Source organism: Arthrobacter wenxiniae (genome assembly GCF_013376105.1).
GTDB classification, from domain to species: Bacteria; Actinomycetota; Actinomycetes; order Actinomycetales; family Micrococcaceae; genus Specibacter; species Specibacter wenxiniae.
On the sequence record NZ_JAAMFM010000001.1, the window covers coordinates 188,324 to 211,808 of the forward strand.

A 23,485-nucleotide genomic window follows, 5' to 3' on the forward strand; every position below is an offset into this window, starting at 1 on the left:
CTGCTCCGGGATCTCCAGCGAGGAGGCCACCCTGGCCGGAGGGGCACGACGCCGGTGCGACGGCGTCGTGCCCTGCGCACCCCGCATGGGGCGGCGGAGTTGGAGGAACCGGCGGCCGGGCTCAGCGCAGCGGGTTGAAGTGGCGCATGATGGCCGGCGCGGTGGTGCCGGTCAGGCCGGCGGCAATCATCTTGCCGGTCAGCGGGCCCAGGGCGATCCCCCACATGCCGTGGCCGCCGGCCACGTGCACGCGCGGGGACTTCGAGGCCCCGATGAGCGGGAAGCCGTCGGTGGTGCAGGGGCGTGCGCCCACCCACTCCTCGGCGCGGTCCTCCCAGTTGATGCCCGTGAACATGGGCGAGGCGGCCTCCACGATCGCCTTGATGCGGCGCGGGTCCAGGGGAGCGTCGGCGTCGCGGAACTCCATCATGCCGGCCACGCGGAACCTGTCGCCCAGCGGGGTGCAGGCCACGCGCTGGGCGGGGAAGTAGATGGGGTGGCTGGGCATGGACTCGGGCACCACGGTGAAGCTGTAGCCTCGGCCGGCCTGGACCACCCTCTTGACGCCAAACTTGCGGGCCAGGGTGCCCAGCCAGGCACCCGTGGCGAGGACCACGGCGTCGGCTTTCAGGGAACGGCCCTCGGAGCCGATGACATCCACGCCGGTGCCGGAATCGCGCACGTCCACCACGTTGAAGGCGCCTGTGATGGTGGCGCCGCGCTCCGCGACGGACCGGGCCAGGGAGTCCATGAACGCCGGCGGGTTCATGTAGCGCTGGCCGCGGATCCCGATGCCGGCCACCACGCCGTGGCCGAGGGTCGGTTCCAGGGCGCGCAGTTCCTCCCCCGTCATGAGGGAATAGTCGACGCTGCCCCCGGTCTCCCGAATCACGTTGAACTCCTTCACCAGGGCGTCCCTGTCCGCAGCGGACGCGAAGCCCGTCAGGAAGGGATCGGCCGGGCGCGTCGGCTCGGCCCCGGGGCCCGACGCCTGGGCGATCTCATCGAAGGCGTCCAGGCCCGTGTGGCCCACCTCGGCAAAAACGCCCATGGCGGCTCGCCACTTTCCGGGGGTGCAGTTGCGGGCAAAGCCGGCCAGGAACTTCAGCAGCCGGGGGTCGGCGGAGAGCGGGATGTAGAGCGGGGACGCCGGGTCAATCATGGCCTTGAGCCCGTAGCTGAGGACGGAGGGTTCGCTGAGCGGCAGGGTGAGCGCCGGGGTCAGCCAGCCGGCGTTGCCCCAGGAGGAGCCGCTGGCCACGCCGCCACGGTCCACCACGGTGACGCCGATGCCGTGCTCCTGCAGATACCAGGCGGTGGACAATCCGACAATACCCGCACCGACAACAACCACATGCCCAGGCGCCTTTGCACTGACCACGATTCACTCTCCTCTTGGGCTTGGCCGGCATCTTTGGCGCCGGCACCGGTCCCAGCCTAACCGGGGTTTCGCCGGGACCGGAATCCGCGCCCCGGACGGCGAAACGGGCCGCTGTGGCCTGCCCGGACGGACTTTCGGCGCGTCCCCCGCGTGGCGGGGGGACGCGCCGAAAGTCCGACATGCGGGGTGGGCCCGGAAGCCTGGTCCCTAGATCAGGCCCTGGGCCAGCATGGCGTCGGCCACCTTGACGAAGCCGGCGATGTTGGCGCCGACCACGTAGTTTCCGGGCGAGCCATAGGTCTCGGCGGTCTCCGCGCAGCGGTCGTGGATGCCAACCATGATCTGGGTGAGGCGCTGCTCGGTGTGCTCAAAGGACCACGCGTCGCGGCTGGCGTTCTGCTGCATCTCCAGGGCCGAGGTGGCCACGCCGCCGGCGTTGGCCGCCTTGCCCGGTCCGAAGAGGATCCCCGCCTCCTGGAACACGGCAACCGCGCCCGAGGTGGAGGGCATGTTGGCGCCTTCGGCGACGGCGACGAGCCCGTTCTTCACCAGTCGGGTTGCGGCCTCGGTGTTGAGCTCGTTCTGCGTGGCGCAGGGCAGGGCCACGGCGGTGTCCACGTCCCAGACCGATCCGCCCTCAATGTAGCTGACGGAGGCGCCGCGGCGTACGGCGTACTCCTTCAGGCGGCCGCGCTCCTTTTCCTTGATCTGGCGCAGCAGGGGAACGTCAATGCCGTTCTCGTCCACGACGTAGCCCGAGGAATCCGAGCAGGCCACCACCTTGGCGCCAAACTGCTGGGCCTTGGCAATGGCGAAGGTGGCCACGTTGCCGGAGCCGGAGACCACCACGCGCTGGCCGTCAAAGGACGTGCCGCGGGTCTTGAGCATTTCCTGGGCAAACAGCACGGTGCCGAAGCCGGTGGCTTCCGGGCGCACCAGCGAACCGCCCCAGCCGATCCCCTTGCCGGTCAGGACGCCCGACTCGTAGCGGTTGGTGATGCGCTTGTACTGGCCGAACAGGTAGCCGATCTCGCGCCCGCCCACGCCGATGTCGCCCGCGGGGACGTCGGTGTACTCGCCGATGTGGCGGTAGAGCTCGGTCATGAAGCTCTGGCAGAAGCGCATGACCTCTCCGTCGGACTTGCCGCGGGGGTCAAAGTCCGAGCCGCCCTTGCCGCCGCCGATCGGCATGCCGGTCAGGGCGTTCTTGAAGATTTGCTCGAAGCCCAGGAACTTCACAATGCCCAGGTACACGGAGGGGTGGAAGCGCAGGCCGCCCTTGTACGGGCCGAGGGCCGAGTTGAATTCCACCCGGAAGCCGCGGTTGATCTGCACCCGCCCGGCGTCGTCCACCCACGGAACCCGGAAGATGATCTGGCGCTCAGGCTCACACAGGCGCTGGAGCACGGCCGCGTCGACGAATTCTGGATGTTTATCCAATACCGGGCCGAGGCTCTCGAATACTTCGACAACTGCCTGGTGAAATTCCTTCTCCCCGGGATTGCGGGCCAATACCTGCTCCCGAATGGCTTCAAGCCTGGTGTCCATGAGTCTCCTAGGAAAGTGCGGGGCGCCTCGACGGGCGCATAAATATGCTCACCGGCAATTTTCCAGTCATCCCACGCCGCAAAGCCAATTATTCTTGGAATTCGAGACCGGATGCACGACCCTGCCGATTCCCGGGGGTCAGGGCCATCCGGTGACGCGGCTGGCCCGCAGGGGGCCTACTCCTTGCGGCGGCGGAAGGCCGGCAGGCTGGCCAGCAGGTCCGCCGCCTTGTTGGCGGCGCGGCCGACGCTGCGCGATATCTGCTGCTGCACGGAGGGGTCGTGCCCATCGGCGGGGCCGGCGGTGGCGAGCACCTTGTCGGTTGCCGGGGCCGCCGCAGCGGCCGCCCTGGCGGCCGCCTCGGGGACCGGCCGGATCGGCGCCGCAGCCGGGACATCCACGGCAGCTGCCGACGCCGCTGCCGGGACGGCGCCGGACGGGGCGCCATTGCCATTGCCCGCGGCGGCGCCGTGGGCGTTCACGCCGCCATGGCCGGCCGCGCCGCCGTTGGAGCTGAAGGCGCTGCCGGGCACGCCCGCCGTCCGCGGCGCCGCGCCCACCCCGGCACCGAGGTCTTCGAGCCATTGCGAGACCAGCGACAGCGGCTGGGTGTTAATGCTGTAGTAGCGCTTCTGTCCCTGGGCGCGCATGGTCACCACGCCGGCCTCGCGGAGCACCCGCAGGTGCTTGGACACGGTGGGCTGCGAAACGCCCAGTTCCTCCACCAGCTGGCCCACGGCCTTGTGCTCGCGCGCCAGCGCTTCCAGGATGTCCCGGCGGGTTCCCTCGGCAATGACAGCGAATACTGCTTCTACGACCATCCCACTACCCTAACGACATATGCCAGCCCCGGCATCTTCATGCGGTTTCAGTCGAACCACGGGTCCAAACCGTACAGCGGAAAGACAGCCTTGCGCGTGGCCATGACCGTCCTGTCCAGGGCGTCGGAGGGGTTGTAGCCCACTTCCCACGACCTCCACCAGATGTCCGCGTCCTCACCCATCAGCAATGGCGCCTCCCGGCCATAGCGCTCCAGCACATGCTCCCGCCACCGGGGCGGCACGGGGGTCCGCAGCGGCACCGGCCGCCCCGCCGCAATGGCCATCAGGTGGGACCACACGCGCGGCACCACGCTGACAATGTTGTATCCCCCGCCGCCCATGGCCAGCCAGCGCCCGCCGCACACCTGCTCCGCCAGCGCCCCAATGGACAGCGCGGCCTCCCGTTGGGCGTCAATGCTCGTGTTCAAGTGCGAAAGCTCGTCGTCCCGGTGCGAGTCGCAGCCGTGCTGGCTGACGATGACCTCCGGGCCGAAGGCAGCCACCAGCTGCGGCACCACGGCGTGGAAGGCCCGGAGCCAGCCGCCGTCCGAGGTGCCGGCCGGGAGCGCAACATTGACGGCGGAACCCTGCGCGCGCGGCCCGCCCACCTCATTGGCGAACCCGGTGCCGGGGAAGAGGGTCAGACCGGACTCGTGCAGCGAAATGGTCAGGACCCGGGGATCGTCCCAGAAGATGTTCTGGGTCCCGTCGCCGTGGTGGGCGTCGATGTCGATGTAGGCAACTTTCGACACGCCGGAGTCCAGCAGGCGCGTCACCGCCATGGCGGCGTCATTGTAGATGCAAAAGCCGCTGGCCTTCTCCCGGTCCGCATGGTGCATGCCGCCGCCAAAATTGACCGCGTGCACGGCAGTCCCGGAAATGAGCGCGTCGGCCGCCGTCAGGGATGCGCCCGCCAGGCGGGCGCTGGCCTCGTGCATGCCGGCGAAGGCCGGATCGTCCTCGGTGCCCAGTCCGCGGTCCGGGTCGGACAGTGAAGGATCGTTCCCGACGCGCTTGACGGCGGCGATGTAGGCGGCGCTGTGCACCGTGGCAAGCTCGCTGTCGGACGCCACACGGGAGGCCTCCACGCCCACGTGCGGCAGCGCATAGATGCCCAGCTCGCGGGCCAGCATGGAAGTGAGCTCCAGCCGCTTTGGCGACATGGGGTGGTTGGGGCCAAAATTGTACGCATACATGGCCGCATCGCAGACTATGCTTGTCGGGACGGCCGCTGGCCCGGTGCTGGCAATGGATGACATCCATCACAGGCTACCGAACTCCTTGTCGCTTTGCCGTATCGGCAGGGCTGGGGAGGGAATGAACAGGCTTATCACGGGCAGGAGGCGCGGCGCACACCTTGGCCATAAAACCCATCCAGGCCGTCCCGGCACGCAGCAGGCCATTGGCCGCCGTGCGCGACTTTGTGGACCGGGTCGCCAACAGTTCCCCGGCACGGCTTGCACTCACCGTCTTCGCGCTGGTCATCATGGTCTTCACCGTCATGCTGTCCCTTCCTGCGGCCTCCCGCGACGGCCACGCCACGGCGTTTCACGACGCCCTGTTCACCGCCGTCTCCGCCGTGTGCGTGACCGGCCTGACCACCGTCTCCACCGCGCTGCATTGGTCCTTCTTCGGCCAGTTGGTCATCCTGACCGGCATCTTCGTGGGCGGCCTGGGCATCCTGACCCTGGCCTCCCTGATGTCCCTGATGGTGAGCAAGCGCCTCGGCGTGCGCGGGAAGCTGATTGCCCAGGAGGCCATGAATGCCGGGCGGCTGGGCGAGGTGGGCACGCTCCTGCGGATTGTCATCAGCACCTCCGTGGCCATTGAGGCCGCACTGGCGCTGGTCATGGCTCCCCGGTTCCTGGTCCTCGGCGAGACGCTTCCGCAGGCCATCTGGCATGCCGCGTTTTACTCCATTTCGGCCTTCAACAACGCCGGCTTCACGCCCCATTCCGACGGCGTGGTCCCGTATGAGGCGGACCTGTGGATCCTGGTCCCGTTGATGGTTGGCGGATTCATCGGCAGCCTGGGCTTCCCGGTTCTGATGGTGCTGCTGGCCACCGGCTTCAGGTTCAGGAAATGGACGCTGCACGCCAAGCTGACCGTCCAAGTTTCCCTGCTGCTGCTGGCGGCCGGCGCCGTGCTGTGGGGCGCCATGGAGTGGACCAATCCGGCCACCATCGGCAACATGGACGTGGGCGACAAGATCACGCACTCCATCTTTGCCTCCGTCATGACCCGCTCGCTGGGCTTCAACCTGGTGGACATGAACTCCATGCACTCCTCGACCATGATGCTCACCGACGCCCTCATGTTCGTGGGCGGCGGCTCCGCGTCCACGGCCGGCGGCATCAAGGTCACCACCCTCGCCGTCATGTTCCTGGCCATCGTGGCGGAGGCCCGCGGCGACAACGACGTGAAGATCTACGGCCGCACCATCCCGCAGGGCACCATGCGCGTGGCCATCTCCGTGATCATGATGGGTGCCACGCTTGTCATGATTGCCACCGGGCTGCTGCTGGCCATCTCCGGCCAGAGCCTGGACCGGGTCCTGTTTGAGACCATCTCCGCGTTCGCCACAGTGGGGCTGAGCACGGGGCTCAGCGCCGAGCTCCCGCCGTCGGGCGTCTATGTGCTCTGTGCCATGATGTTCTTCGGCCGTGTCGGCTCCATCACGCTGGCGGCCGCCCTGGCCCTGCGTCAGCGCCGCCAGCTGTACCACTACCCGGAAGAGAGGCCGATCATTGGCTGACAAGGCAAATTCCAGCAACCGACCGCCGCACAACGCACCTGTCCTCGTGATCGGCCTGGGACGCTTTGGCGCGTCCACGGCCCACCAGCTGGTCAAGCAGGGCCGGGAGGTCCTGGCCATCGAGCGGGACCCCGTCCTGGTGCAAAAGTGGGCCGGCGTCCTCACCCACGTGGTGGAGGCCGACGCGACCAACATCGACGCGCTGCGCCAGCTCGGCGCGCAGGACTTCAGCTCCGCCGTCGTCGGGGTGGGCACGTCCATCGAATCCAGCGTGCTGATCACGGTGAACCTGGTGGACCTGGGGATCGACCACCTGTGGGTCAAGGCCATCACGCAGTCGCACGGCAAGATCCTGACCCGGATCGGCGCCAACCACGTTATCTACCCCGAGGCCGACGCCGGCGTCCGGGCCGCGCACCTCGTGGGCGGGCGCATGCTCGACTTCATCGAGTTCGACGACGACTTCGCCATCGTGAAAATGTACCCGCCCAAGGAGACCCAGGGGTTCACGCTCGCCGAATCCAATGTGCGCAGGCGGTACGGCGTGACGGTGGTGGGCGTGAAGTCCCCGGGCGAGGACTTCACGTACGCGCAGCCGGAAACCCGCGTCTCCAGCCGCGACATGCTCATTGTCTCCGGCAACGTCGAGCTGCTGGAGCGGTTCGCCGCCCGGCCCTGAGGCTCACACATTCCCGGCCCCCGTCGTCTACTGGGCATGAAGGCAACGACCATGAACAGCCACACCATTCTTGACTCGCCCATCGGCCCGCTGACGGCTGTGGCGAACGACGCCGGACTGGCGGCCGTGTACATGGCGCAGCACCTGCGACGGCCGGGTTGGGAATCGTTCGGGGAGCGGGTGGACCCGTCCGCCTCGCCCGTGCTGTCCGCGGCCGCGGAGCAGCTGGGCGAATACTTTGCCGGCGCCCGCCGGGAGTTTTCCGTGCCGCTGGCACCCGTGGGGAACGCCTTCCAGCACCGCGTCTGGGACGCCCTGCGCCAGATCCCTTACGGGGAGCTGCGAAGCTACGGCGACGTTGCGGCCATGCTGGGCGGCCGTTCCATGGCGCAGGCCGTCGGGGCGGCCAACGGCCGCAACCCCATCAGCATCATCGTCCCCTGCCACCGCGTGGTGGGCGCCGACGGCTCCCTGGTGGGCTACGCCGGCGGACTGGAGCGCAAGCAGTTCCTGTTGGAGCTGGAAAACCCGTCGCGGACCCACACCGAAGCGCTGTTTTGAGCCGCCCCGGCCACGTGCCGCCGCCGTTTGAACGCCTGGTGGAGGCCCATGGCGCGGCAGTCCTGCGGGTGTGCCGGGCCCTGGTGGGCGTCCAGGACGCCGACGACGTCTGGCAGGAAACGTTCCTGGCGGCCCTGCGCGCCTACCCGTCCACCGCCGTGCTCAACGGCGAGGCCTGGCTGGTGACGATCGCGCGGAACAAGGCCCTGGACCACCACCGGAAGGCCGGCCGGCTGCCCATCCCCGCCAGCTCGCAGGGTGCCGCCGACGGTGCCCTGCCGCGGGGCCTGCCGCGGGGCCTGCCGCGGGGCCTGCCGGCACGGACGCCGGGCGGGACGGCCTCCGGTGGAGCGGACGGCGTCGCGCATTCCGTGGAGGCGGGAGAGGACGCGGCCCGCGTGTGGGCCGCGATTGGCGCGCTGCCCAAGAAGCAGCGGGAAGCGGTGGTGTACCACCACCTGGCCGGGCTCCGGCATGCCGAGGTGGCGGGCCTGCTGGGGAACTCGGAGGCGGCCGCGCGGCGGGCGTCGGCCGACGGGATGAAGGCGCTGCGCGAAATATTGCAGGGTACAGGCATGTCGGACACCCCGGAAGGGAGAGGGCAATGAGCACGGAGCTGGAAATGCCGGCGGAACTTGCCGCCGTGGCCGCCGGGGAGGCGGAGGCCGTGGCACGGCTGCGGGCCTCGCTGGTCGACGCCGCCGGCGCGGACGGCCTGATTGACGTGGCGTACCGCCTGGTGGACTCCCCCGTGGGTCCCCTGCTGCTGGCCGGCACCGCGGTGGGGCTGGTGCGGGTGGCCTTTGCCCGGGAGGGGCACGACGCCGTGCTGCAGTCCCTCGCCGTGACGGTCAGCCCCCGCATTCTCCGGGCCCCCGCCCGCCTGGATGACGCCGCGCGGGAACTGGAGGAATACTTTGCCGGACGCCGGCGGCTGTTCGACCTGCCGCTGGACCTCCGCCTGGCCACCGGCTTCCGGCGCGAGGTGCTGGCCCACCTGCCCGAGATTGGCTACGGCCACACGGCCAGCTACGCCACCGTTGCCGCCCTGACGTCCAGCCCCCACGCCGTCCGGGCCGTGGGGACCGCCTGTGCCCGCAACCCGCTGCCGCTGGTGGTGCCGTGCCACCGCGTGGTCCGCTCCGACGGCAGCCGCGGCTCGTATCTGGGCGGGACGGAAGCGAAGGCCCTGCTGCTGGACCTCGAGGCCGGCGCCGCTACGTGCCCCTGAGTTCCTCCGTGATCTCGGCGGCCCGGGCCGCGGCCGCCTTGGCACCCGCCCTCACAATGCCCGGCAAGCCCTGCCGGTCAAAGATGTCAATGGCCCGCTCCGTGGTGCCGTTGGGGCTGGTCACCCCCCGGCGCAGGGCGGCGGTGTCGGCACCGGGCTCGGCCAACATGAGGCCGGCGCCGGCCACGGTCTCCCGCGCCAGGACCTGCGCAATCCCGGCCGGCAGGCCAAGTTCCTGGGCCGCGGCGGCCATGGCCTCGGCCAGGTAAAACGCGTAGGCGGGACCGGAGCCGCTGATGGCCGACACCGCGTCCTGCTGTTCCTCGGGAATGTCGAACACCACCCCCGAACCGTCAAAGATTTCATGCGCCGCGGCGAGGTGGTGTTCGTCAACGGCGCTTCCGGCGGAGAGCGCCACCACGCCGCGCCCCACCTTCAGCGGCGTGTTGGGCATCGAGCGCACAACGGGTTGGCCGGGGCGCAGGGCTCCTTCGAGCTGGTCCAGTGAAACGGCCGCGGCGACGCTGATGACCACGGCGCCGGGTTCCAGGGCGTCGGCGATTTCCCGGCACAGCGCCGCGATGCCCACCGGCTTGACGCCGAGAAGCACGACGCCGGCCCCGGCCACAGCGTCGATGTTGGCCCTGCCTTCCTCGTTGGATGCCAGGGCCGTGACGCCGTGTGCCTGGGCCAGTTCCTCCGCGCGTTCGGGCCGACGGACGGTCACGGTCACGGCCTGGGGCGGCGTCCCGGCAGCAAGCAGCCCCGTCAGGATTGCCTCGCCCATGGACCCACAGCCTAGAAATGCGATCTTTTTGCTCATGCCCCCATCATTCTTGCCCGGGCCCCCGCATGCAACAACGGCCCCTTCGGGCTGCCGGGGGGCCTCGACCGCCGAGGGCGGACGGGAATTGCCAGCTTCTTCCCAGCCCCGCGGGGGGCGTTGCCCAGAAAGGGCCCCTAGTGTCTTAACTGCCTCATAAGGGTGCGAGTGATGATGGTCCGGCAGTTGTTTTCAACCGCTGGTCCGGAGCGTCGGAAGCGGCTGGACATCCCCCAAGATCCAGCATTGCTTCCGGCGTTTCTCGCTTTAACGTGGACGGTCGCGGGGCGAGGACGCTTAAGGGCAAATGCACAGCCTGCGCCCGGCCTTTTCCCAACCACGGGACCTAATGTTTGAAGTACCTCATAAGGGTGCGAGTGATGATCGGACTGGTCCTGTCCTGAAGACCAGTCAAATCGCCGGAGAACTCGCCAGTGTTTCCCCCCATCCACTGGCCCCATGTTCTCCGGCGATTTCGCATTTAAGGACCGGGCACCGGAACTGAACAAGCGGCGCCGTCCAGGATCGGGACCATCCGACGGTCCCCGACCGCCGGCTGTCAGTACCGCCGGCTGTCAGTCCAGCGTCTGGCCCAGATGGACGCGGGCAAATTCCAGTGTTTCCGCCAGCCATTCCTCGCGCTGCCCGGCGCCCTTGGCCTTGCGGGTGGAAATCTCGGCCACCACGGCGCCGTCAAACCCGTTCCCGGCAATGTGCTGGAGCACCTCCACGCACTCCTGCGTTCCGTGGCCGGGGATCAGGTGCTGGTCCTTGGTGGACGGCGAGACGCCGTCCGTCAGGTGGATGTGCCGCAGCCGCGAACCAAGCGCCTTGGCGGCGTCCAGACTGGACGCCCCGGCGGACGCCGCATGCGAGAAGTCCCACGTGACGTCGCGGTAGTCCTGCGGAACCGGGTCCCAGTGCGGCAGGTAGGCCAGCGCCTCGCGGCCGCGGACCCGCCACGGGTACATGTTTTCCACGGCGATGCGGATCCCAAAGGCGTCGGCAATGTCCCGCACCCCGTGCGCAAAGGTCCACGCATAGTCGTTTTGCCAGCGGAACGGCGGGTGCACCACCACCACATCGGCCCCCACGTCAACAGCCAGCTGCGCGGAGCGCTGGACCTTGTTCCAGGCGCTCCCCCACACCTGCTGGGTCAGCAGCAGCGTGGGCGCGTGGATGGCCAGGACGGGCTGGTCATAGCGTTCGGCCAGGGCGTTCAGGGCCCGGGCGTCCTGGCTGTCGCCGTTGTGGGTCACCAGCACCTCGACGCCGTCGTACCCCAGGTCGGCCGCCACGGCAAAGCCGTCATGCACGCTCAGCGGGTACACCGACGCCGTGGACAGCGCCACCGGAATCGGGCGCCGCGGCGCGTGGCCGCCGTCCGCCGTCGGGCCTTGGGAAAGTGAGGGATCCAGGGGTTCAGTGTTCATGTCCGCCTAAAGGGTTGCCGAATTGGTCAGCCTACCCACATGCGCGGGCGGATCCAACGGGCCGTCGAAGACCAGCTGGTCCAGGCGCCGCAGGATCAGCCCCTCGCGCAGCGCCCAGGGGCTGATCTGCAGGGACTGCACCTTGAACAGTTCCAGGGCGGACTGCGCCACGAGCGCCCCGGCCAGCACCTGGCCGGCCCGCGCCACGGACACGCCGGGCAGGTGCAGCCGGTCCGCCGAGGACATGGCGGAGAGCCGCTGGCTCCACAGCCCCAGGTCGCTCAGGTGCAGCTCGCGCCTCACATAGGGTCCCATGGCCGACGGCGCCGCCCCCGTGATGCGCGCCAGCGCCCGGAACGTCTTGGAGGAGCCTGTGACGATATTGGGGGCGCCGAGCGCCTGGGTGGCGGCGACCGGCCCCTTCAGGGTCGCCTTGATGTGCTTGCGCAGTTCCTTGACGCTCTTGGCCGTGGGCGGGTCCTCGGCCAGCCAGTCGCGGGTCAGCCGTCCGGCCCCCAGCGGCACCGAATGGGCCAGCTCGGGCAGCTCGTTGGAGCCCTGCGCGATTTCAAAGGAGCCGCCGCCAATGTCCAGGTTCAGGATGGTCCCGGCGCCCCAGCCGTGCCAACGGCGCACGGCGAAGAACGTCATGGCGGACTCCTCGTCGCCGGTCAGCTCGGTCAGGCGGATGGTGGTTTCATGCTGCACCCGCTCCAGCACGGCCGCGCCGTTGGTGGATTCGCGGATGGCTGAGGTGCAAAACGCCAGCAGGTCCTTGGCCCGGTGCTTGGCGGCAAATTCCCACGCCTCCAGGATGAACTCGATGAGCTCGGTCTGGCCCTCGTCATTGATGTTTCCGTCGCCGTCAAGGTACTGCACCAGGCTCAGGGACCGCTTGTGCGAGGCATAGGGCACGGGGTTGGCCCCGGGGCGCGCGTCAACAAGCAGCAGGTGGACGGTGTTGGAACCGATGTCGAGCACGCCTAATCTCATGTGCCCATTATTGCGCGTTCGTGGCCGCACCACGTGCCGGACTTCCTACTTCCGGGCCGCCACCTTGCGCTTGGCCGGCGCCTTCGCCGTGCGCGTGGCGGGGCCGCGTTCGCGCTTGTCCGCCAGCAGCCCGACGGCTATCTCGTGCGTCAGCTCCTCAACGTCCGTTCCGCGCGGCACGGTGATGTTCGTGACGCCGTCGGTGATGTAGGGGCCAAAGCGGCCTTCCTTCACCACGATCTTCTTCCCGGACACCGGGTCGTCGCCAAACTCGGCCAGTGGCGGCACCGCGGCACGCGCCCCGCGCTGCTTGGGCTGGGAGTAGATCCCCAGCGCCGTTTCGAGGGTGATCGTGAAGATTTCCTCCTCCGAGCCGATGGAGCGGGAGTCGGAGCCCTTCTTCAGGTACGGGCCGAAGCGGCCGTTCTGCACCGTGATCTCGTTGCCCTCGGCGTCGGCGCCCAGGACGCGCGGCAGGCTCATGAGCTGCAGTGCCTCGTCCAGGGTGACGCTGTCCACGGTCATCGACTTGAACAGGGACCCCGTGCGCGGCTTGGCCTTGACGGGCTTCTTCGCCGGCTTCGGCTTGCCGTTCTTGTAGTACTCGACCGGCTGGTTGGCGATCTCTTCCTCGGTCAGCTCCGGGATGACCTCGGTGACGTACGGCCCGTACCGGCCGTTCTTGGCCACGATGGTCCGGCCGGTGGCCTCCTCGACGCCGAGCACGCGCTCCTCGGGGGCTGCCGTCTCCATGAGTTCGCGGGCCTTGGCGGGCGTGAGTTCGTCCGGGGCCAGGTCCTCGGGGACGTTGGCGCGGGCGGACTCGATGATCTCCCCGGTCTTGGGGTCCAGGGTGGGGACGGTGCTTTCGAGGTAGGGACCGAACTTGCCGACCCGCAGCACCAGGTCCTCACCGATCTTGATCGAGTTGATGTCGCGGGCGTCGATCTCGCCGAGGTTGTTCACGATGGCGAGCAGGCCGGCGTCGGCCCCGTCACCAAAGTAGAAGTGCTTGAGCCATTCGGAGCCCTTGTCCTCGCCGTTGGCGATGCGGTCCAGGCCGGTTTCCATGCCGGCGGTGAACTTGTAGTCAACGTAGGAGCTGAAGTGCTGTTCCAGCAGGCGGATCACCGAGAAGGCGATCCAGGTGGGGATCAGCGCCGAACCCTGCTTGCGGACGTAGCCGCGGTCCATGATGGTGGACAGCGTGGAGGCATACGTGGACGGGCGTCCGATGTCCCGCTCCTCCATTTCCTTCGTCAGCGAGGCTTCCGTGAAGCGCGGCGGCGGGGACGTTTCGTGGCCGCTGGCCGTGACGTCGGCGGCCGTCAGGACGTCCTCCTCCTTCACGTTGGGCAGGCGGCTCTCGGATTCGTCGGCGTCGTTGCGGGACTCGTCGCGGCCTTCCTCGTAGGCCGCCAGGAAGCCACGGAAGGTGATGACGGTGCCGGAGGCGGAGAACTCGGCGTCCTGGCCCGTGGCGGCCGCGGCGCCCAGCTTGATGGTCGCCGTCGAGCCCTTGGCGTCCGCCATCTGGGACGCCACGGTGCGCTTCCAGATCAGCTCGTAGAGCTTGAACTCGTCGCCGCGCAGGGCGCTGGCCACCTGGGCCGGGGTGCGGAAGGAGTCCCCGGCGGGGCGGATCGCCTCGTGGGCCTCCTGGGCGTTGGAGCTCTTGTTGGCGTAGACGCGCTTTGCCGCGGGCACAAACTCGGGGCCGTACAGTTCCGAGGCCTGGCGCCGGGCGGCGTTGACGGCCTCGTCGCTCAGCGCCGAGGAGTCGGTACGCATGTAGGTGATGTAACCGTTCTCATACAGCCGCTGGGCGGTCTGCATGGTCGACTTGGAGGAGAAGCGCAGCTTCCGCCCGGCCTCCTGCTGGAGGGTCGACGTCGTAAACGGCGCCGCGGGCCGGCGCGTGTAGGGCTTGTGCTCCATGGAGCGGACGGAGAAGTCCGCGTGCTGCAGGGCGTCCGCCAGGGCCTTGGCGGAGGCCTCGTCCAGGTGTGCGACGTTCCGGCCGGTCAGCTCGCCCTTGTCGTTGAAGTCGCGGCCGGAGGCGACGCGCCTGCCGTCCACGGCCGACAGCTTGGCGCCAAACGGCTGGCCCGCCGAGGCGTCCGGGGTGAAGGTGCCCAGCAGGTCCCAGTAGCCGGCGGAACGGAAGGCCATGCGCTCGCGTTCGCGCTCCACCACCATGCGGGTCACCACGGACTGCACACGGCCGGCGGACAGGCCGCGGGAAACCTTGCGCCAGAGCACGGGGGAAATCTCGTAGCCGTACAGGCGGTCCAGGACGCGGCGCGTTTCCTGGGCGTCCACCAGGTCGGTGTCCAGCTCGCGCAGGTTGCCCAGGGCGCGCTGCAGCGATTCCTTGGTGATTTCCGCAAACGTCATGCGGTGCACGGGGACCTTGGGCTTGAGCACCTCGAGCAGGTGCCACGCGATGGCTTCGCCTTCGCGGTCCCCATCGGTTGCGAGGTAGAGTTCGTCGGCGTCCTTGAGCTGCGCCTTAAGCTCCGCCACCTTCTTTTTCTTGTCCGGCGAGATGACGTAGTACGGCTTGAAGCCGTTTTCCAGGTCGACGGCAAACTTCCCGATGGCGGACTTTTTCAGGTCTGCGGGCAGGTCCGAGGGCTGCGGCAAGTCACGGATGTGGCCAATGGAAGCTTCGACGACGAACCCCTCGCCCAGGTACTTGGCGATGGTCTTGCTTTTGGCAGGGGACTCGACGATGACGAGCTTCTTGCCGGTCTGTGGCTTGCTGGCTGCCTTGCTTGGCACGGTACTCCTACAGGGAATGAAAGGGTGGGCTGGAGGCGCCCCCCATGAGCCTAGTTCACCATATTTTTACCGCGAACATGTATTGGAGGCGAAACGGAGGCCGAATCCCGGACCGCCGCCCGGCCCCGCCACGGGCCCGACGGCGGGTGCCGCGCACGGCGGCCGGCGGGCGGCGCGGCTACTCTATTTCGTCGTCGAACGTCACCGCGGCGATGGTGGCCAGGCGGGCCAGTTCGGAGAGCAGCCCGTCCTTGGGGCCCAGGCCCTCAATCTCCAGCTCGACCTCCACCAGGCGGGCGGATTCGGGCAGCGATTCGGTGTTGAAAAGCCGGCCCATGGTGCCCCCGCCCTCCGGGACCGGGCGGGTGTTGAAGCCGAGGATCTGGAAGCCCTGCCGCGTGCAGGTCTGCAGGATTTCCCGCAGCGCCCCGGTGCCGTCGACATACTGCACCTGCAGCACATGGTAGCGGCGGCCAAACAGGCGCCCGCGCTCCAGGACCTTCGAGTAGGCCAGCACGATGAGGAAGTAGGCGGCCGTGACGAACGCCGCATACAGCACCAGCCCGGCACCGGCCGCCGCGCCCACCGCCGCCGTGAGCCAGATGGACGACGCCGTGGTCAGCCCGCGGACCTTGTTGCGGCGCACAAACACCAGCCCGGCGCCGATGAAGCCGATCCCCGAGACAATCTGGGCCGCCACCCGGGACGGGTCCAGGCGGACCAGGTTGATGTCCAGGACGTCGGAAAAGCCGTACTTGCCGACCACCACAAACAACGCCGCGCCCAGGCCCACCAGGGCGTGCGTGCGCATCCCGGCCGACTTGTTGTTGACCTGCCGTTCGAGCCCGATCAACGTGGGAAGGACGACGGCGGCCGCGAGGCAGAGCAGGATGGCCCACCACGGCGCGTGGGGACTCAGTAGCATGGTGCCTCCTTGCACTCACAACAACCGCCGGCAGCCCGTTGCCCCCAACCTACCGCTCGCCCGGGCACGCCGCATCACCTCTGACCGGTCATTCGGGCACGCCGCATCACCCGGCGGGGAGCAGGAAGCCGTCGCGGACCAGGTTGCGCACGTCGGAGTGCAGGCCCTCGGCAAAGGCCGCGTCGGGCCGTTCCAACAGCGCCGCCAGTGCCCCGATGAGCTGGCCCACGGCCAGCTCGCCGTCGCTGGCGGAGACGAAGCCGGCCAGTTCCGTGCTGAGCAGGTTGGTGCGGCGCAGCCCCGCGCCCTGGCGGAGCAGGATCACGCCGGGGTGTTCGGCGCCGGGCTTTTGGTGGCGTTCCTCCGTGACGTCCCCGGCCACCACCAGGTGCTCGCCCAGGATGGACCCGCGGGCGTCCAGCCAGGCCTCCCGGTCCAGCGCGGCCGCCAGGTGCGGCCCCACGGGCTGCTCAAGCGGATGGAGGATTTCCTCAAAGCGGGCGGAGGTGCCGAACGGTTCCATGTCCCCTGCCGCGTCCCGGTCCCGGGGCTCCTCCGGCCTGCGCAGCAGGATGTAGCCGAAGCCGACCCCGGAAACGTTGCGCGAGGCGAAGTCGAGCAGGTAGTCCGCGTAGGAGTCGGCGTAGGCCTTCCGGTCCCTTCCCTGCGAGGCGTCCTGCAGCCAGGTTTCGGCGTAGGCGCCCGGGCTGAGCTGTTCGCGCTGGATGAACCAGGCCTGCACGCCGTCGGCAACCCACTCCGCGGGGCGGGCCGTCCACGGGGCGCGGGCGCCGGCGTCGGGCCCGTCCACCACCTCCCAGTTGCCCAGCATCTGGGCGATGCCGCCGGGCGCAAGGACGGCAGGGAGCCCGCGGACCAGGGTCTCCACAATGGCGTCGCCCGGCAGTCCCCCGTCCCGGTAGGTGAACTGGTCGCCGGCGTCCTCACCCCTGTGCCGGGGCGTGATCACGAACGGCGGGTTGGACACCACCAGGTCAAAGGCCTCCCCTGCCACCGGTTCCAGCAGGCTGCCCAGGCGCAGCGACACGCGCGCGTCCCTGTTGGCTGGGTCAAGGTCGTCGGGGGCCAGGCCCAGGGCTGCGGCGTTGAGGACCAGGTTGAAGCGGGTGAACGCCAGGGCGCGGACGGAAATGTCCGTGGCCACCACCGAGCCGGCGTGATGGAGGAGGTGGAACAGCTGGATGCCGCAGCCGGTGCCCAGGTCCAGGGCGCGGCCCACCCCCTTGCGGATGGTGGCCTGCGCCAGCGTGAGCGACGCCTGGCCGATGCCCAGCACATGGTCGTGACGCAGCACCCCGGGACGCTGGTGGGCGCCGAGGTCGCTGGCCACCCAGAGGTCGGTGTCGGCGCCGCCGGGGGTTTCGGCGGGCCAGCCATAGGGACGCAGGTCCACTGCGGCACGCAACAGGGCCGGGGACGTGCCGTCCACGGGCTCCACCAGGCCAAGCCACGCGAGCGCCTCCGTGCCCGTGGCGGGGAGCGCGTCGGCGAGCGCGGACGCGGCGACGGGCTCGGCAAGCAGCCAGAGCCGGACCACGGTTGCCAGCGGCTCGCTGCACCCTTGCAGTGCCAGCTGGGCGGGGACCACCTGGTCGCGGCCCAACGCCTGGTGGGCTTCCCCGCCCAGAAGCCGCGCCACGCCATCGACCGTGTAGTCCAGGGCCGCCAGATCGGCTGCGAGGAACGCCAGCAGGGCGGGGTCGTCGCTGCGGGGTGCGCCCGGGACGGTGGAGAAGGGGCCGGCGGCTGAATCGGTCATGCCACCAGCCTAACGAGTTGGTGCGCTCGACGGGCTTGGAGGTCCTGGCGGTGACGCCCGCTGCCGGGGGCCCACGGCGGGTGCCCGGCGCCGGACCTGGCGCCGGACTAGGCTGCGCAGCCCTGGGGGCAGTGGAGCGTTGCAGGGTCGGCTGAGCAGCCGGCGCAATACAGGTTGAGGTTGCGGCAGCTGGGGTTGGAGCAGTTCTCAAACTTGCTCGTGGGACTCTCGCAGCGGATGCAGCGGCCCACCGTGGCGGCCTCGTCGCTGAACTCCAGGTGCATGCGCTTGTCGAAGACGTAGAGTGAGCCCTCCCACAGGCCCTGGTCCTTGAAGGTTTCCCCGTAACGGACAATGCCGCCGTCAATCTGGTAGACCTCCTTGAAGCCTCGGTTCACCATGAGGGAGCTGAGGACCTCGCAGCGGATGCCACCGGTGCAGTAGGTGACGACCGGCTTGTCCTTGAGCGCGTCGTACTTGCCGGAGTCCAGTTCGGCGATGAAGTCGTGCGTGGTGGCGACGTCGGGGACGATGGCGTTCTTGAACCTGCCGATCCGGGCTTCAAAGGCGTTGCGGCCGTCAAAGAAGACGACCTCCTCGCCGGCGGACTCCTTGGCGGCCACCAGTTCGTGGAGCTCCTCGGGCTTCAAATGCGTCCCGCCGCCAATGACGCCGTTTTCATCGACCCTGAGTTCCCCGGGCGCGCCGAAACTGACGATTTCCGCGCGGGCCTTCACGCTGAGGCGGGGGAAGTCGTCGCCGGTGCCGTCGGACCACTTGACGGCGATGCCCTTGAACCCGGCGTACTCGCGCGTGGTCTTCAGGTACTGCTTGAGGTCCCTGATGTCGCCGCCGACCGTGGCGTTGATGCCGTCCTTGGAGATGAGGATCCGGCCCCTGAGGCCGAGTTTTTCGCACAGGGCCCGCTGCCAGAGCCGCACCGCCTCCGGATCCGGGACAGGGGTGAAGCCGTAAAAGAGCACAATTTTGTTCAACGCCACGCTTTTAAGCGTACGGGGTGGCGCCAAACCGGCCATGCCGTCGCCCGTGGGGCGGGCCCCGTCATAGGCTGGGGGCATGACATCTGGTTCCACGGAACTTGACGGACTGCTGGACGCCTGGTTTACCGGGTGGACGGCGCTCCGCAGCTACCGGACCTCCTTCGACACGGGCTATCACGGCGCGCTGCGCCTGGACCGAAGCGGTGACTGGGAATACTTCATCTGCGACCCGGCAGCAGCGGACTTTGCCGTCCTCGCCGCCCACGTGGCACAGGCCGAGAACCGGGCCATGTGCGTGCTGGGCCCGGACATCCACCGCTACGTCAGGCAGGCCCACGCCGCGGGGCTGGGCATGCTCTCGGCGTCCGAACAAATGATGGCGGTCAGGATGGAAGCCCAGGACAGCCAGGACCCCTTTCTGGGCGACCCCGAACTCACACTGCAGGTAACCCGCATGGGCGGACGCCGCGCAGCGTCGGCGTGCCAGGCCCGGCTGTCCGGCACGATTGCCCGGGGCCGCCTGGTGCTGGCCAGCGGCAAGGTGGCCGTCTACGGCGAGTACGCCGTCTTTGACCAGATTGAGACCCACCCGGACCACCGCCGCCAGGGGTTCGGGCGGCTGATGATGCAGTCGCTGGCGGCGCATGCCAAGGACTACCCGGTCACCACGGGCCTGCTGCTGGCCAGTACGGACGGGCAGCGGCTTTACGCCAAGATGGGCTGGCACAGCGTCGGCGCCGTGACGGTGCTGGTGCCGCGGGCCCGGCTGGAACGGGACATGGCCGGGCTGTAAGCCCGGCGCGCCCGCGGCGGTCAGTCCGCTTGTTCCCGCAGTGCCTCCCGCGCCCGCCGGGTGGTTCCTGCGCCGCCCGGCGGTGGCACAATGATGGGGTGCCTGCCAACGATTCCCTCATCTCCCTTCTGGGCGGGGGTGAAAGTCCCGCCCAGCTGCAGCATGTCCACCACATTCCGGCACGGCAGGCCGTGTCCGTGGCCTGGCCGCGGTGGGTGCACCCGGACATCGTGCAGGCGTATGGCGTGCTTGGCGTCGACTCCCCCTGGCTGCACCAGCTCGCCGGGGCCGAGGCCGCACATGGCGGCGAACACGTGGTGGTGGCCACCGGCACCGCCTCGGGCAAGTCGCTCGCCTACCAGCTGCCGGCGGTCGACGCCGTCCACCGGGCCGAGCTTAAGGTCCTGGACAACCCCGGCAAGCTGGACCACGACGGCGCCGTGGCCCTCTACCTCTCCCCCACCAAGGCCCTGGCCGCCGACCAGCTCGCCGCCCTGGCCTCACTCCACCTGCCGACCCTGCGCCCAGCCACCTACGACGGCGACACCGCCCCGGCCGACCGCCGCTGGATTCGCGACCACGCCAACTTTGTCCTGGCCAACCCGGACATGCTGCACTTTGGCGTGCTGCCCAACCACACGTGGTGGGCCAGGTTCTTCCGGCGCCTGAAGTATGTGGTCGTCGACGAGGCCCACAGCTACCGCGGCGTTTTTGGATCGCATGTGGCGGTGCTGTTGCGCCGGCTGCGCCGCATCTGCGCCCACTACGGGGCGGACCCCGTCTTCATCGGCGCATCCGCGACGTCGTCGGACCCGGGCAATTCTTTTTCCCGGCTGATCGGCGCAGCCGTCACCGCCGTGACCGAGGACTCCTCCCCGCATGGTGCCACGACAGTGGCCTTCTGGGAACCCGAGCTCACCGAGTTCAAGGGTGAAAACGGCGCCAAGACCCGGCGCACCGCCATTGCGGAAACCTCCGACCTCCTCGCCAACCTGGTCTCAGCCCGGGTACGCACCATCGCGTTCATCAAGTCCCGGCGCGGTGCCGAGACCATTGCCAGCGTCACCAGGCGCCTGTTGGACAACGTGGACCCTAGCCTGCCCGGCCGCGTGGCCGCCTACCGTTCCGGATACCTCCCGGAAGAGCGGCGCGCCCTGGAAAGGGCGCTGCGCTCCGGGGAGCTGCTCGGCGTCTCCAGCACCTCCGCCCTGGAATTGGGCATCGACATCTCCGGCCTGGACGCCGTGCTGGTGGCCGGCTGGCCCGGAACCCGCGCATCCCTGTTCCAGCAGATCGGCCGGGCCGGCCGTGCGGGACAGGACGCGCTCGCCGCGTTCGTGGCCAGCGACGACCCGCTGGACACGTACCTGGTCCACCATCCCGAGGCCATCTTTGACGTGCCCGTGGAAGCCACGGTGTTCGACCCCTCGAATCCGTATGTGCTCGGCCCCCACCTGTGCGCCGCCGCAGCCGAACTTCCCCTCACCCACGCGGACCTGACCCTGTTTCCGGACAACGCCGCGAAGCTGTTGGACCAGCTGGTTGCCGACGGCTACCTGCGCAGGCGCCCGGCCGGCTGGTTCTGGACGCATCCGCAAAGCGCCGCGGCCATGGTCAACCTGCGCGCCGACGGCGGCGGGCCCATCAACATCATCGATGCCGACACAGGGGCCCTGCTGGGCACCATGGACTCTCCCCAGTCGCACTATCAGGCCCACCAGGGGGCCGTGTACGTGCACCAGGGCGAACCGTACGTGGTCCTGGAGCTGAACGAACAGGACCATTGCGCCCTGGTCCGCCGCGGCAACCCCGACTACTACACAACTGCCCGCGACGTCACCCAGATTGCCGTGCTGGAGTCCGAGCGGCACGAGGTGTGGGGTCCGGTTGAAATGCACTTTGGCGAGGTGCAGGTGACCACCCAGGTGGTGTCGTTCCAGCGCAAGGCCTTCATCTCCAACGAGGTTTTGGGTGAGGAACCGCTGGAGCTGGGCGCCAGGGACCTGTTCACGAAGGCCGTGTGGTTCACCATGGACACCCGCACCCTCGTGGACGGCGGCCTGGTGGAGCCCCAATTTCCCGGGGCCCTGCACGCCGCCGAACACGCTGCCATTGGCCTCCTTCCCCTGGTGGCCTCCAGCGACCGGTGGGACGTGGGCGGCGTCTCCACCGCACTCCACGCCGACACAGGCCAGCCCACCATCTTTGTCTATGACGGCCACCCGGGCGGCGCCGGATTCGCCGAGCGCGGCTTTGCCATGGCCCGTGTCTGGCTGGCGGCAACCCGCGACGCGATCAGCGCCTGCGAATGCGATTCCGGCTGCCCGTCCTGTGTGCAGTCCCCCAAGTGCGGCAACAAGAACAACCCGCTGGACAAGGCCGGGGCAGTCTCCCTCCTGAATACCCTGCTCAAGCACGCGGGCTGACCGCTACGGTCCCGGCGGCGGACCTGCCCGTGCCAGTCCGTGGGCGGGCCACGGCAGCGGGGTCCGCACCGACACTTCGACCTGCACGGTGTCCGCCCAAGGGCCCAGCACTTGGCAGGAGGTCAGTGCGGCCTCATGCCTCGCGGCCAGATCAGCGGCGACCTGGCAGGGGTCACCGTCCGCCAGGCCGCGGGCTGCGTCGGCGGCCCCGAGCGCGGCAAGGTCTGCCGCCGTGGCGGCCCTTGACGCGGCGGCCGCGGCCTGGCCCAGGCCCAGCACCCCGCCCAACAGCAGCAGCAGGGCCATGGCCAGCCCGGCCGCCACCACCGTCCCGGCACCCCGCTCATGGGCCGGCCCGCGGCCCCGTTCAGACATGGCCTGGACCCCCGGGGCACCAGGCTTGCCCGGCCACACGCCCGCCCACGCCTTGTCCAAGCTGCACCATGACTGAGCGGCCTTCCGGGGCCAGGGGAACGTGCACCCACCGCCACAGGGCGGACTTGCGCGGCGGCATTCCCTGCCCCGCGCCTGCGGCCGGGGGTGCCGCCACCTTCTTCCGGCCCGGGCCTGGACCTGCGGCGCCCGGCCGGCCCGTGCCACCGGGTGCCGAGGCAGAGGCGTTACTTTCCAGGCGCGCCGAGGCCCTGGCCGTCTGTTGCCAGGGCATCATCGCGGCCAGCGGGCCCGACATCCTGCCGGTGAACGTCACCGTCGCATAGCCGCCGTCCAGGTCAACCGTGACGGTGCCCACCCCACCCGTCACCCTTCGGGCGATGTCCTGCGCCTGGGCGGCGGATTCGCCCCGGGCCAGCGAGCGGGCTCCCGCCCGGGCGCCTTCCTCCAGCCGCAGCTGCAGGATGCCAGCCCCGGCGCCGAGGAGCAGCAATGCCAGCAAGGCGGTGACGGCCGGCAGGACGACGGCAAATTCGGCGGTGACAGACCCCCTCGGGCCGGCGCCAGGCAGTCCGCGTCCATGGCCGCATGCGGTCCCCGGGGAAGGGCGTCGGGCGCGGGCATGTGCCTGCGCCTCCCCCGGCGGCGGCGTGTCCTGGCGCACCCGCCTCATGTCCACCGCCTTCGTCCGGACACCGGCCGTCATCGTCCTCATGCCTGTTCGTGCGGGTCAGAAGCTCAGCGCCGTGCGGATGATGTTCAGCAGGAACCCGCGCACCTCGTCGCTCTTGAGAATGACGACCAACAGCCCGGCAAACCCTACGGCGGCCAGCGTGGCAATGGCGTATTCGGCCGTCGCCATGCCGGCCTGCGGCCCGGGCCGGCGCACCCGCGGAGGGTTTGCCACCGGAACCCCCTTGCTGGCCCCCGGGAAGATTTCGCGGACGTTGGCGGCGTGGGGCGCGGGAACGCCTGGGGCGGCTGCCGCCGCGTGAAGATCGGTCCTGTACATCTTGGGCTCCTCGGTGTGTCGTTGCTTGTCAGACGCGGCCGTTGCCGGCGCCCTCCGGGCCGCCGGGGCGACACCTGTTGTCCACCTTTCCCTGCCTCCGGCCGACGCGAAAGCCCCCTCCGCGCCGTCGTGGACTGGCCGCGGGG

Annotated in this window: 21 protein-coding genes; 7 read left to right on the forward strand and 14 right to left on the reverse strand. The window is 69.4% G+C overall.

The genetic code is table 11. The features are described 5' to 3' along the window. Nucleotides 1–121 precede the first annotated feature (121 nt). The 4 genes from G6034_RS00945 to G6034_RS00960 all read right to left on the reverse strand — a co-directional run bounded on the left by G6034_RS00945 (nucleotide 122) and on the right by G6034_RS00960 (nucleotide 4,946). Nucleotides 122–1,381 carry an FAD-dependent oxidoreductase gene (locus tag G6034_RS00945; RefSeq protein WP_176633218.1) on the reverse strand — a complete coding sequence of 420 codons (1,260 nt, stop codon included), beginning with the start codon at nucleotides 1,379–1,381 and terminating at the stop codon, nucleotides 122–124. 207 nt (nucleotides 1,382–1,588) lie between these two features. Continuing rightward, the gene (gene gdhA, locus G6034_RS00950; RefSeq protein WP_176633219.1) at nucleotides 1,589–2,929 is read right to left on the reverse strand and encodes an NADP-specific glutamate dehydrogenase; all 1,341 of its coding nucleotides are present in this window, start codon (nucleotides 2,927–2,929) and stop codon (nucleotides 1,589–1,591) included. Nucleotides 2,930–3,105: 176 nt separating this feature from the next. Beyond that, nucleotides 3,106–3,750: an ArsR/SmtB family transcription factor gene (locus G6034_RS00955; protein WP_176633220.1), complete on the reverse strand. Its 645-nt coding sequence runs from the start codon at nucleotides 3,748–3,750 to the stop codon at nucleotides 3,106–3,108. A 47-nt stretch (nucleotides 3,751–3,797) separates the two neighbouring features. Next, entirely contained in the window at nucleotides 3,798–4,946 is a 1,149-nt protein-coding gene (locus G6034_RS00960; RefSeq protein WP_176633221.1) for an acetoin utilization protein AcuC, read from the reverse strand. Nucleotides 4,947–5,107: 161 nt separating this feature from the next. Between G6034_RS00960 and G6034_RS00965 the strand changes: the two genes are divergently transcribed. The 5 genes from G6034_RS00965 to G6034_RS00985 are packed head-to-tail and all read left to right on the forward strand — an operon-like array spanning nucleotide 5,108 to nucleotide 8,976. After that, on the forward strand, nucleotides 5,108–6,505 hold the full coding sequence (locus G6034_RS00965) for a TrkH family potassium uptake protein (protein ID WP_246295188.1): 1,398 nt from the start codon (nucleotides 5,108–5,110) through the stop codon (nucleotides 6,503–6,505). Further along, nucleotides 6,498–7,184, forward strand: coding sequence for a potassium channel family protein (locus G6034_RS00970; RefSeq protein WP_176633222.1), 687 nt, complete (start codon nucleotides 6,498–6,500; stop codon nucleotides 7,182–7,184). Before G6034_RS00965 ends, G6034_RS00970 begins: the two co-directional genes overlap by 8 nt. Before the next feature lie 51 nt (nucleotides 7,185–7,235). Then, nucleotides 7,236–7,745, forward strand: coding sequence for a methylated-DNA--[protein]-cysteine S-methyltransferase (locus G6034_RS00975; RefSeq protein WP_176633223.1), 510 nt, complete (start codon nucleotides 7,236–7,238; stop codon nucleotides 7,743–7,745). Beyond that, a complete protein-coding gene (locus G6034_RS00980) occupies nucleotides 7,742–8,353 on the forward strand; it encodes an RNA polymerase sigma factor (protein WP_218063411.1) in 612 nt (203 codons plus the stop codon). The genes G6034_RS00975 and G6034_RS00980 overlap by 4 nt, the downstream gene beginning before the upstream one ends. Continuing rightward, entirely contained in the window at nucleotides 8,350–8,976 is a 627-nt protein-coding gene (locus G6034_RS00985; protein ID WP_176633224.1) for a methylated-DNA--[protein]-cysteine S-methyltransferase, read from the forward strand. The genes G6034_RS00980 and G6034_RS00985 overlap by 4 nt, the downstream gene beginning before the upstream one ends. Here the strand turns inward: G6034_RS00985 and proC are convergent. From proC to trhO, 7 genes are all read right to left on the reverse strand, one after another. After that, entirely contained in the window at nucleotides 8,963–9,799 is an 837-nt protein-coding gene (proC, locus tag G6034_RS00990) for a pyrroline-5-carboxylate reductase (protein ID WP_176633225.1), read from the reverse strand. The genes G6034_RS00985 and proC overlap by 14 nt on opposite strands. 575 nt (nucleotides 9,800–10,374) lie before the next feature. Further along, nucleotides 10,375–11,232: a sugar phosphate isomerase/epimerase family protein gene (locus G6034_RS00995; protein ID WP_176633226.1), complete on the reverse strand. Its 858-nt coding sequence runs from the start codon at nucleotides 11,230–11,232 to the stop codon at nucleotides 10,375–10,377. Between the two features lie 6 nt (nucleotides 11,233–11,238). Next, on the reverse strand, nucleotides 11,239–12,225 hold the full coding sequence (locus G6034_RS01000; RefSeq protein WP_176633227.1) for a Ppx/GppA family phosphatase: 987 nt from the start codon (nucleotides 12,223–12,225) through the stop codon (nucleotides 11,239–11,241). Between the two features lie 45 nt (nucleotides 12,226–12,270). Then, nucleotides 12,271–15,009 carry a type I DNA topoisomerase gene (topA, locus tag G6034_RS01005; protein ID WP_176633228.1) on the reverse strand — a complete coding sequence of 913 codons (2,739 nt, stop codon included), beginning with the start codon at nucleotides 15,007–15,009 and terminating at the stop codon, nucleotides 12,271–12,273. A gap of 178 nt (nucleotides 15,010–15,187) precedes the next feature. Beyond that, the gene (locus G6034_RS01010) at nucleotides 15,188–15,934 is read right to left on the reverse strand and encodes an MgtC/SapB family protein (protein ID WP_176633229.1); all 747 of its coding nucleotides are present in this window, start codon (nucleotides 15,932–15,934) and stop codon (nucleotides 15,188–15,190) included. A gap of 106 nt (nucleotides 15,935–16,040) precedes the next feature. After that, entirely contained in the window at nucleotides 16,041–17,714 is a 1,674-nt protein-coding gene (locus G6034_RS01015) for a DUF7059 domain-containing protein (protein ID WP_176633230.1), read from the reverse strand. A gap of 107 nt (nucleotides 17,715–17,821) precedes the next feature. Further along, nucleotides 17,822–18,715 (reverse strand): oxygen-dependent tRNA uridine(34) hydroxylase TrhO, encoded by an 894-nt coding sequence (gene trhO / locus G6034_RS01020; protein WP_176633231.1) that lies wholly within the window; start codon nucleotides 18,713–18,715, stop codon nucleotides 17,822–17,824. A gap of 76 nt (nucleotides 18,716–18,791) precedes the next feature. On the opposite strand from trhO, the gene G6034_RS01025 reads away from it, so the two are divergent. Both G6034_RS01025 and G6034_RS01030 read left to right on the forward strand, forming a co-directional pair. Beyond that, entirely contained in the window at nucleotides 18,792–19,508 is a 717-nt protein-coding gene (locus G6034_RS01025; protein ID WP_176633232.1) for a GNAT family N-acetyltransferase, read from the forward strand. A gap of 98 nt (nucleotides 19,509–19,606) precedes the next feature. After that, entirely contained in the window at nucleotides 19,607–21,934 is a 2,328-nt protein-coding gene (locus G6034_RS01030; protein ID WP_176633233.1) for a DEAD/DEAH box helicase, read from the forward strand. Between the two features lie 3 nt (nucleotides 21,935–21,937). Here the strand turns inward: G6034_RS01030 and G6034_RS01035 are convergent, their stop codons facing one another. Genes G6034_RS01035 through G6034_RS01045 form a run of 3 tightly spaced genes read right to left on the reverse strand, consistent with a single transcriptional unit; the run spans nucleotide 21,938 to nucleotide 23,339 of the window. After that, on the reverse strand, nucleotides 21,938–22,309 hold the full coding sequence (locus tag G6034_RS01035) for an Rv3654c family TadE-like protein (protein WP_176633234.1): 372 nt from the start codon (nucleotides 22,307–22,309) through the stop codon (nucleotides 21,938–21,940). Beyond that, entirely contained in the window at nucleotides 22,302–23,042 is a 741-nt protein-coding gene (locus tag G6034_RS01040; RefSeq protein WP_218063414.1) for a TadE family type IV pilus minor pilin, read from the reverse strand. Before G6034_RS01040 ends, G6034_RS01035 begins: the two co-directional genes overlap by 8 nt. A 15-nt stretch (nucleotides 23,043–23,057) precedes the next feature. Then, complete coding sequence (locus G6034_RS01045) at nucleotides 23,058–23,339, reverse strand: DUF4244 domain-containing protein (protein WP_176633236.1); 282 nt, start codon at nucleotides 23,337–23,339, stop codon at nucleotides 23,058–23,060. Between the last annotated feature and the right edge of the window lie 146 nt (nucleotides 23,340–23,485).

What these genes read in the sequence shown, in the direction of transcription:
- gdhA (WP_176633219.1), bottom strand. Translation starts at nt 2,929, where the DNA reads ATGGACACCAGGCTTGAAGCCATTCGGGAGCAGGTATTGGCCCGCAAT.
- G6034_RS00955 (WP_176633220.1), bottom strand. Translation starts at nt 3,750, where the DNA reads ATGGTCGTAGAAGCAGTATTCGCTGTCATTGCCGAGGGAACCCGCCGG.
- G6034_RS00960 (WP_176633221.1), bottom strand. Translation starts at nt 4,946, where the DNA reads ATGTATGCGTACAATTTTGGCCCCAACCACCCCATGTCGCCAAAGCGG.
- G6034_RS00975 (WP_176633223.1), top strand. Translation starts at nt 7,236, where the DNA reads ATGAACAGCCACACCATTCTTGACTCGCCCATCGGCCCGCTGACGGCT.
- G6034_RS00985 (WP_176633224.1), top strand. Translation starts at nt 8,350, where the DNA reads ATGAGCACGGAGCTGGAAATGCCGGCGGAACTTGCCGCCGTGGCCGCC.
- proC (WP_176633225.1), bottom strand. Translation starts at nt 9,799, where the DNA reads ATGAGCAAAAAGATCGCATTTCTAGGCTGTGGGTCCATGGGCGAGGCA.
- G6034_RS00995 (WP_176633226.1), bottom strand. Translation starts at nt 11,232, where the DNA reads ATGAACACTGAACCCCTGGATCCCTCACTTTCCCAAGGCCCGACGGCG.
- G6034_RS01000 (WP_176633227.1), bottom strand. Translation starts at nt 12,225, where the DNA reads ATGAGATTAGGCGTGCTCGACATCGGTTCCAACACCGTCCACCTGCTG.
- G6034_RS01010 (WP_176633229.1), bottom strand. Translation starts at nt 15,934, where the DNA reads ATGCTACTGAGTCCCCACGCGCCGTGGTGGGCCATCCTGCTCTGCCTC.
- G6034_RS01015 (WP_176633230.1), bottom strand. Translation starts at nt 17,714, where the DNA reads ATGACCGATTCAGCCGCCGGCCCCTTCTCCACCGTCCCGGGCGCACCC.
- G6034_RS01025 (WP_176633232.1), top strand. Translation starts at nt 18,792, where the DNA reads ATGACATCTGGTTCCACGGAACTTGACGGACTGCTGGACGCCTGGTTT.
- G6034_RS01035 (WP_176633234.1), bottom strand. Translation starts at nt 22,309, where the DNA reads ATGTCTGAACGGGGCCGCGGGCCGGCCCATGAGCGGGGTGCCGGGACG.
- G6034_RS01040 (WP_218063414.1), bottom strand. Translation starts at nt 23,042, where the DNA reads ATGAGGACGATGACGGCCGGTGTCCGGACGAAGGCGGTGGACATGAGG.
- G6034_RS01045 (WP_176633236.1), bottom strand. Translation starts at nt 23,339, where the DNA reads ATGTACAGGACCGATCTTCACGCGGCGGCAGCCGCCCCAGGCGTTCCC.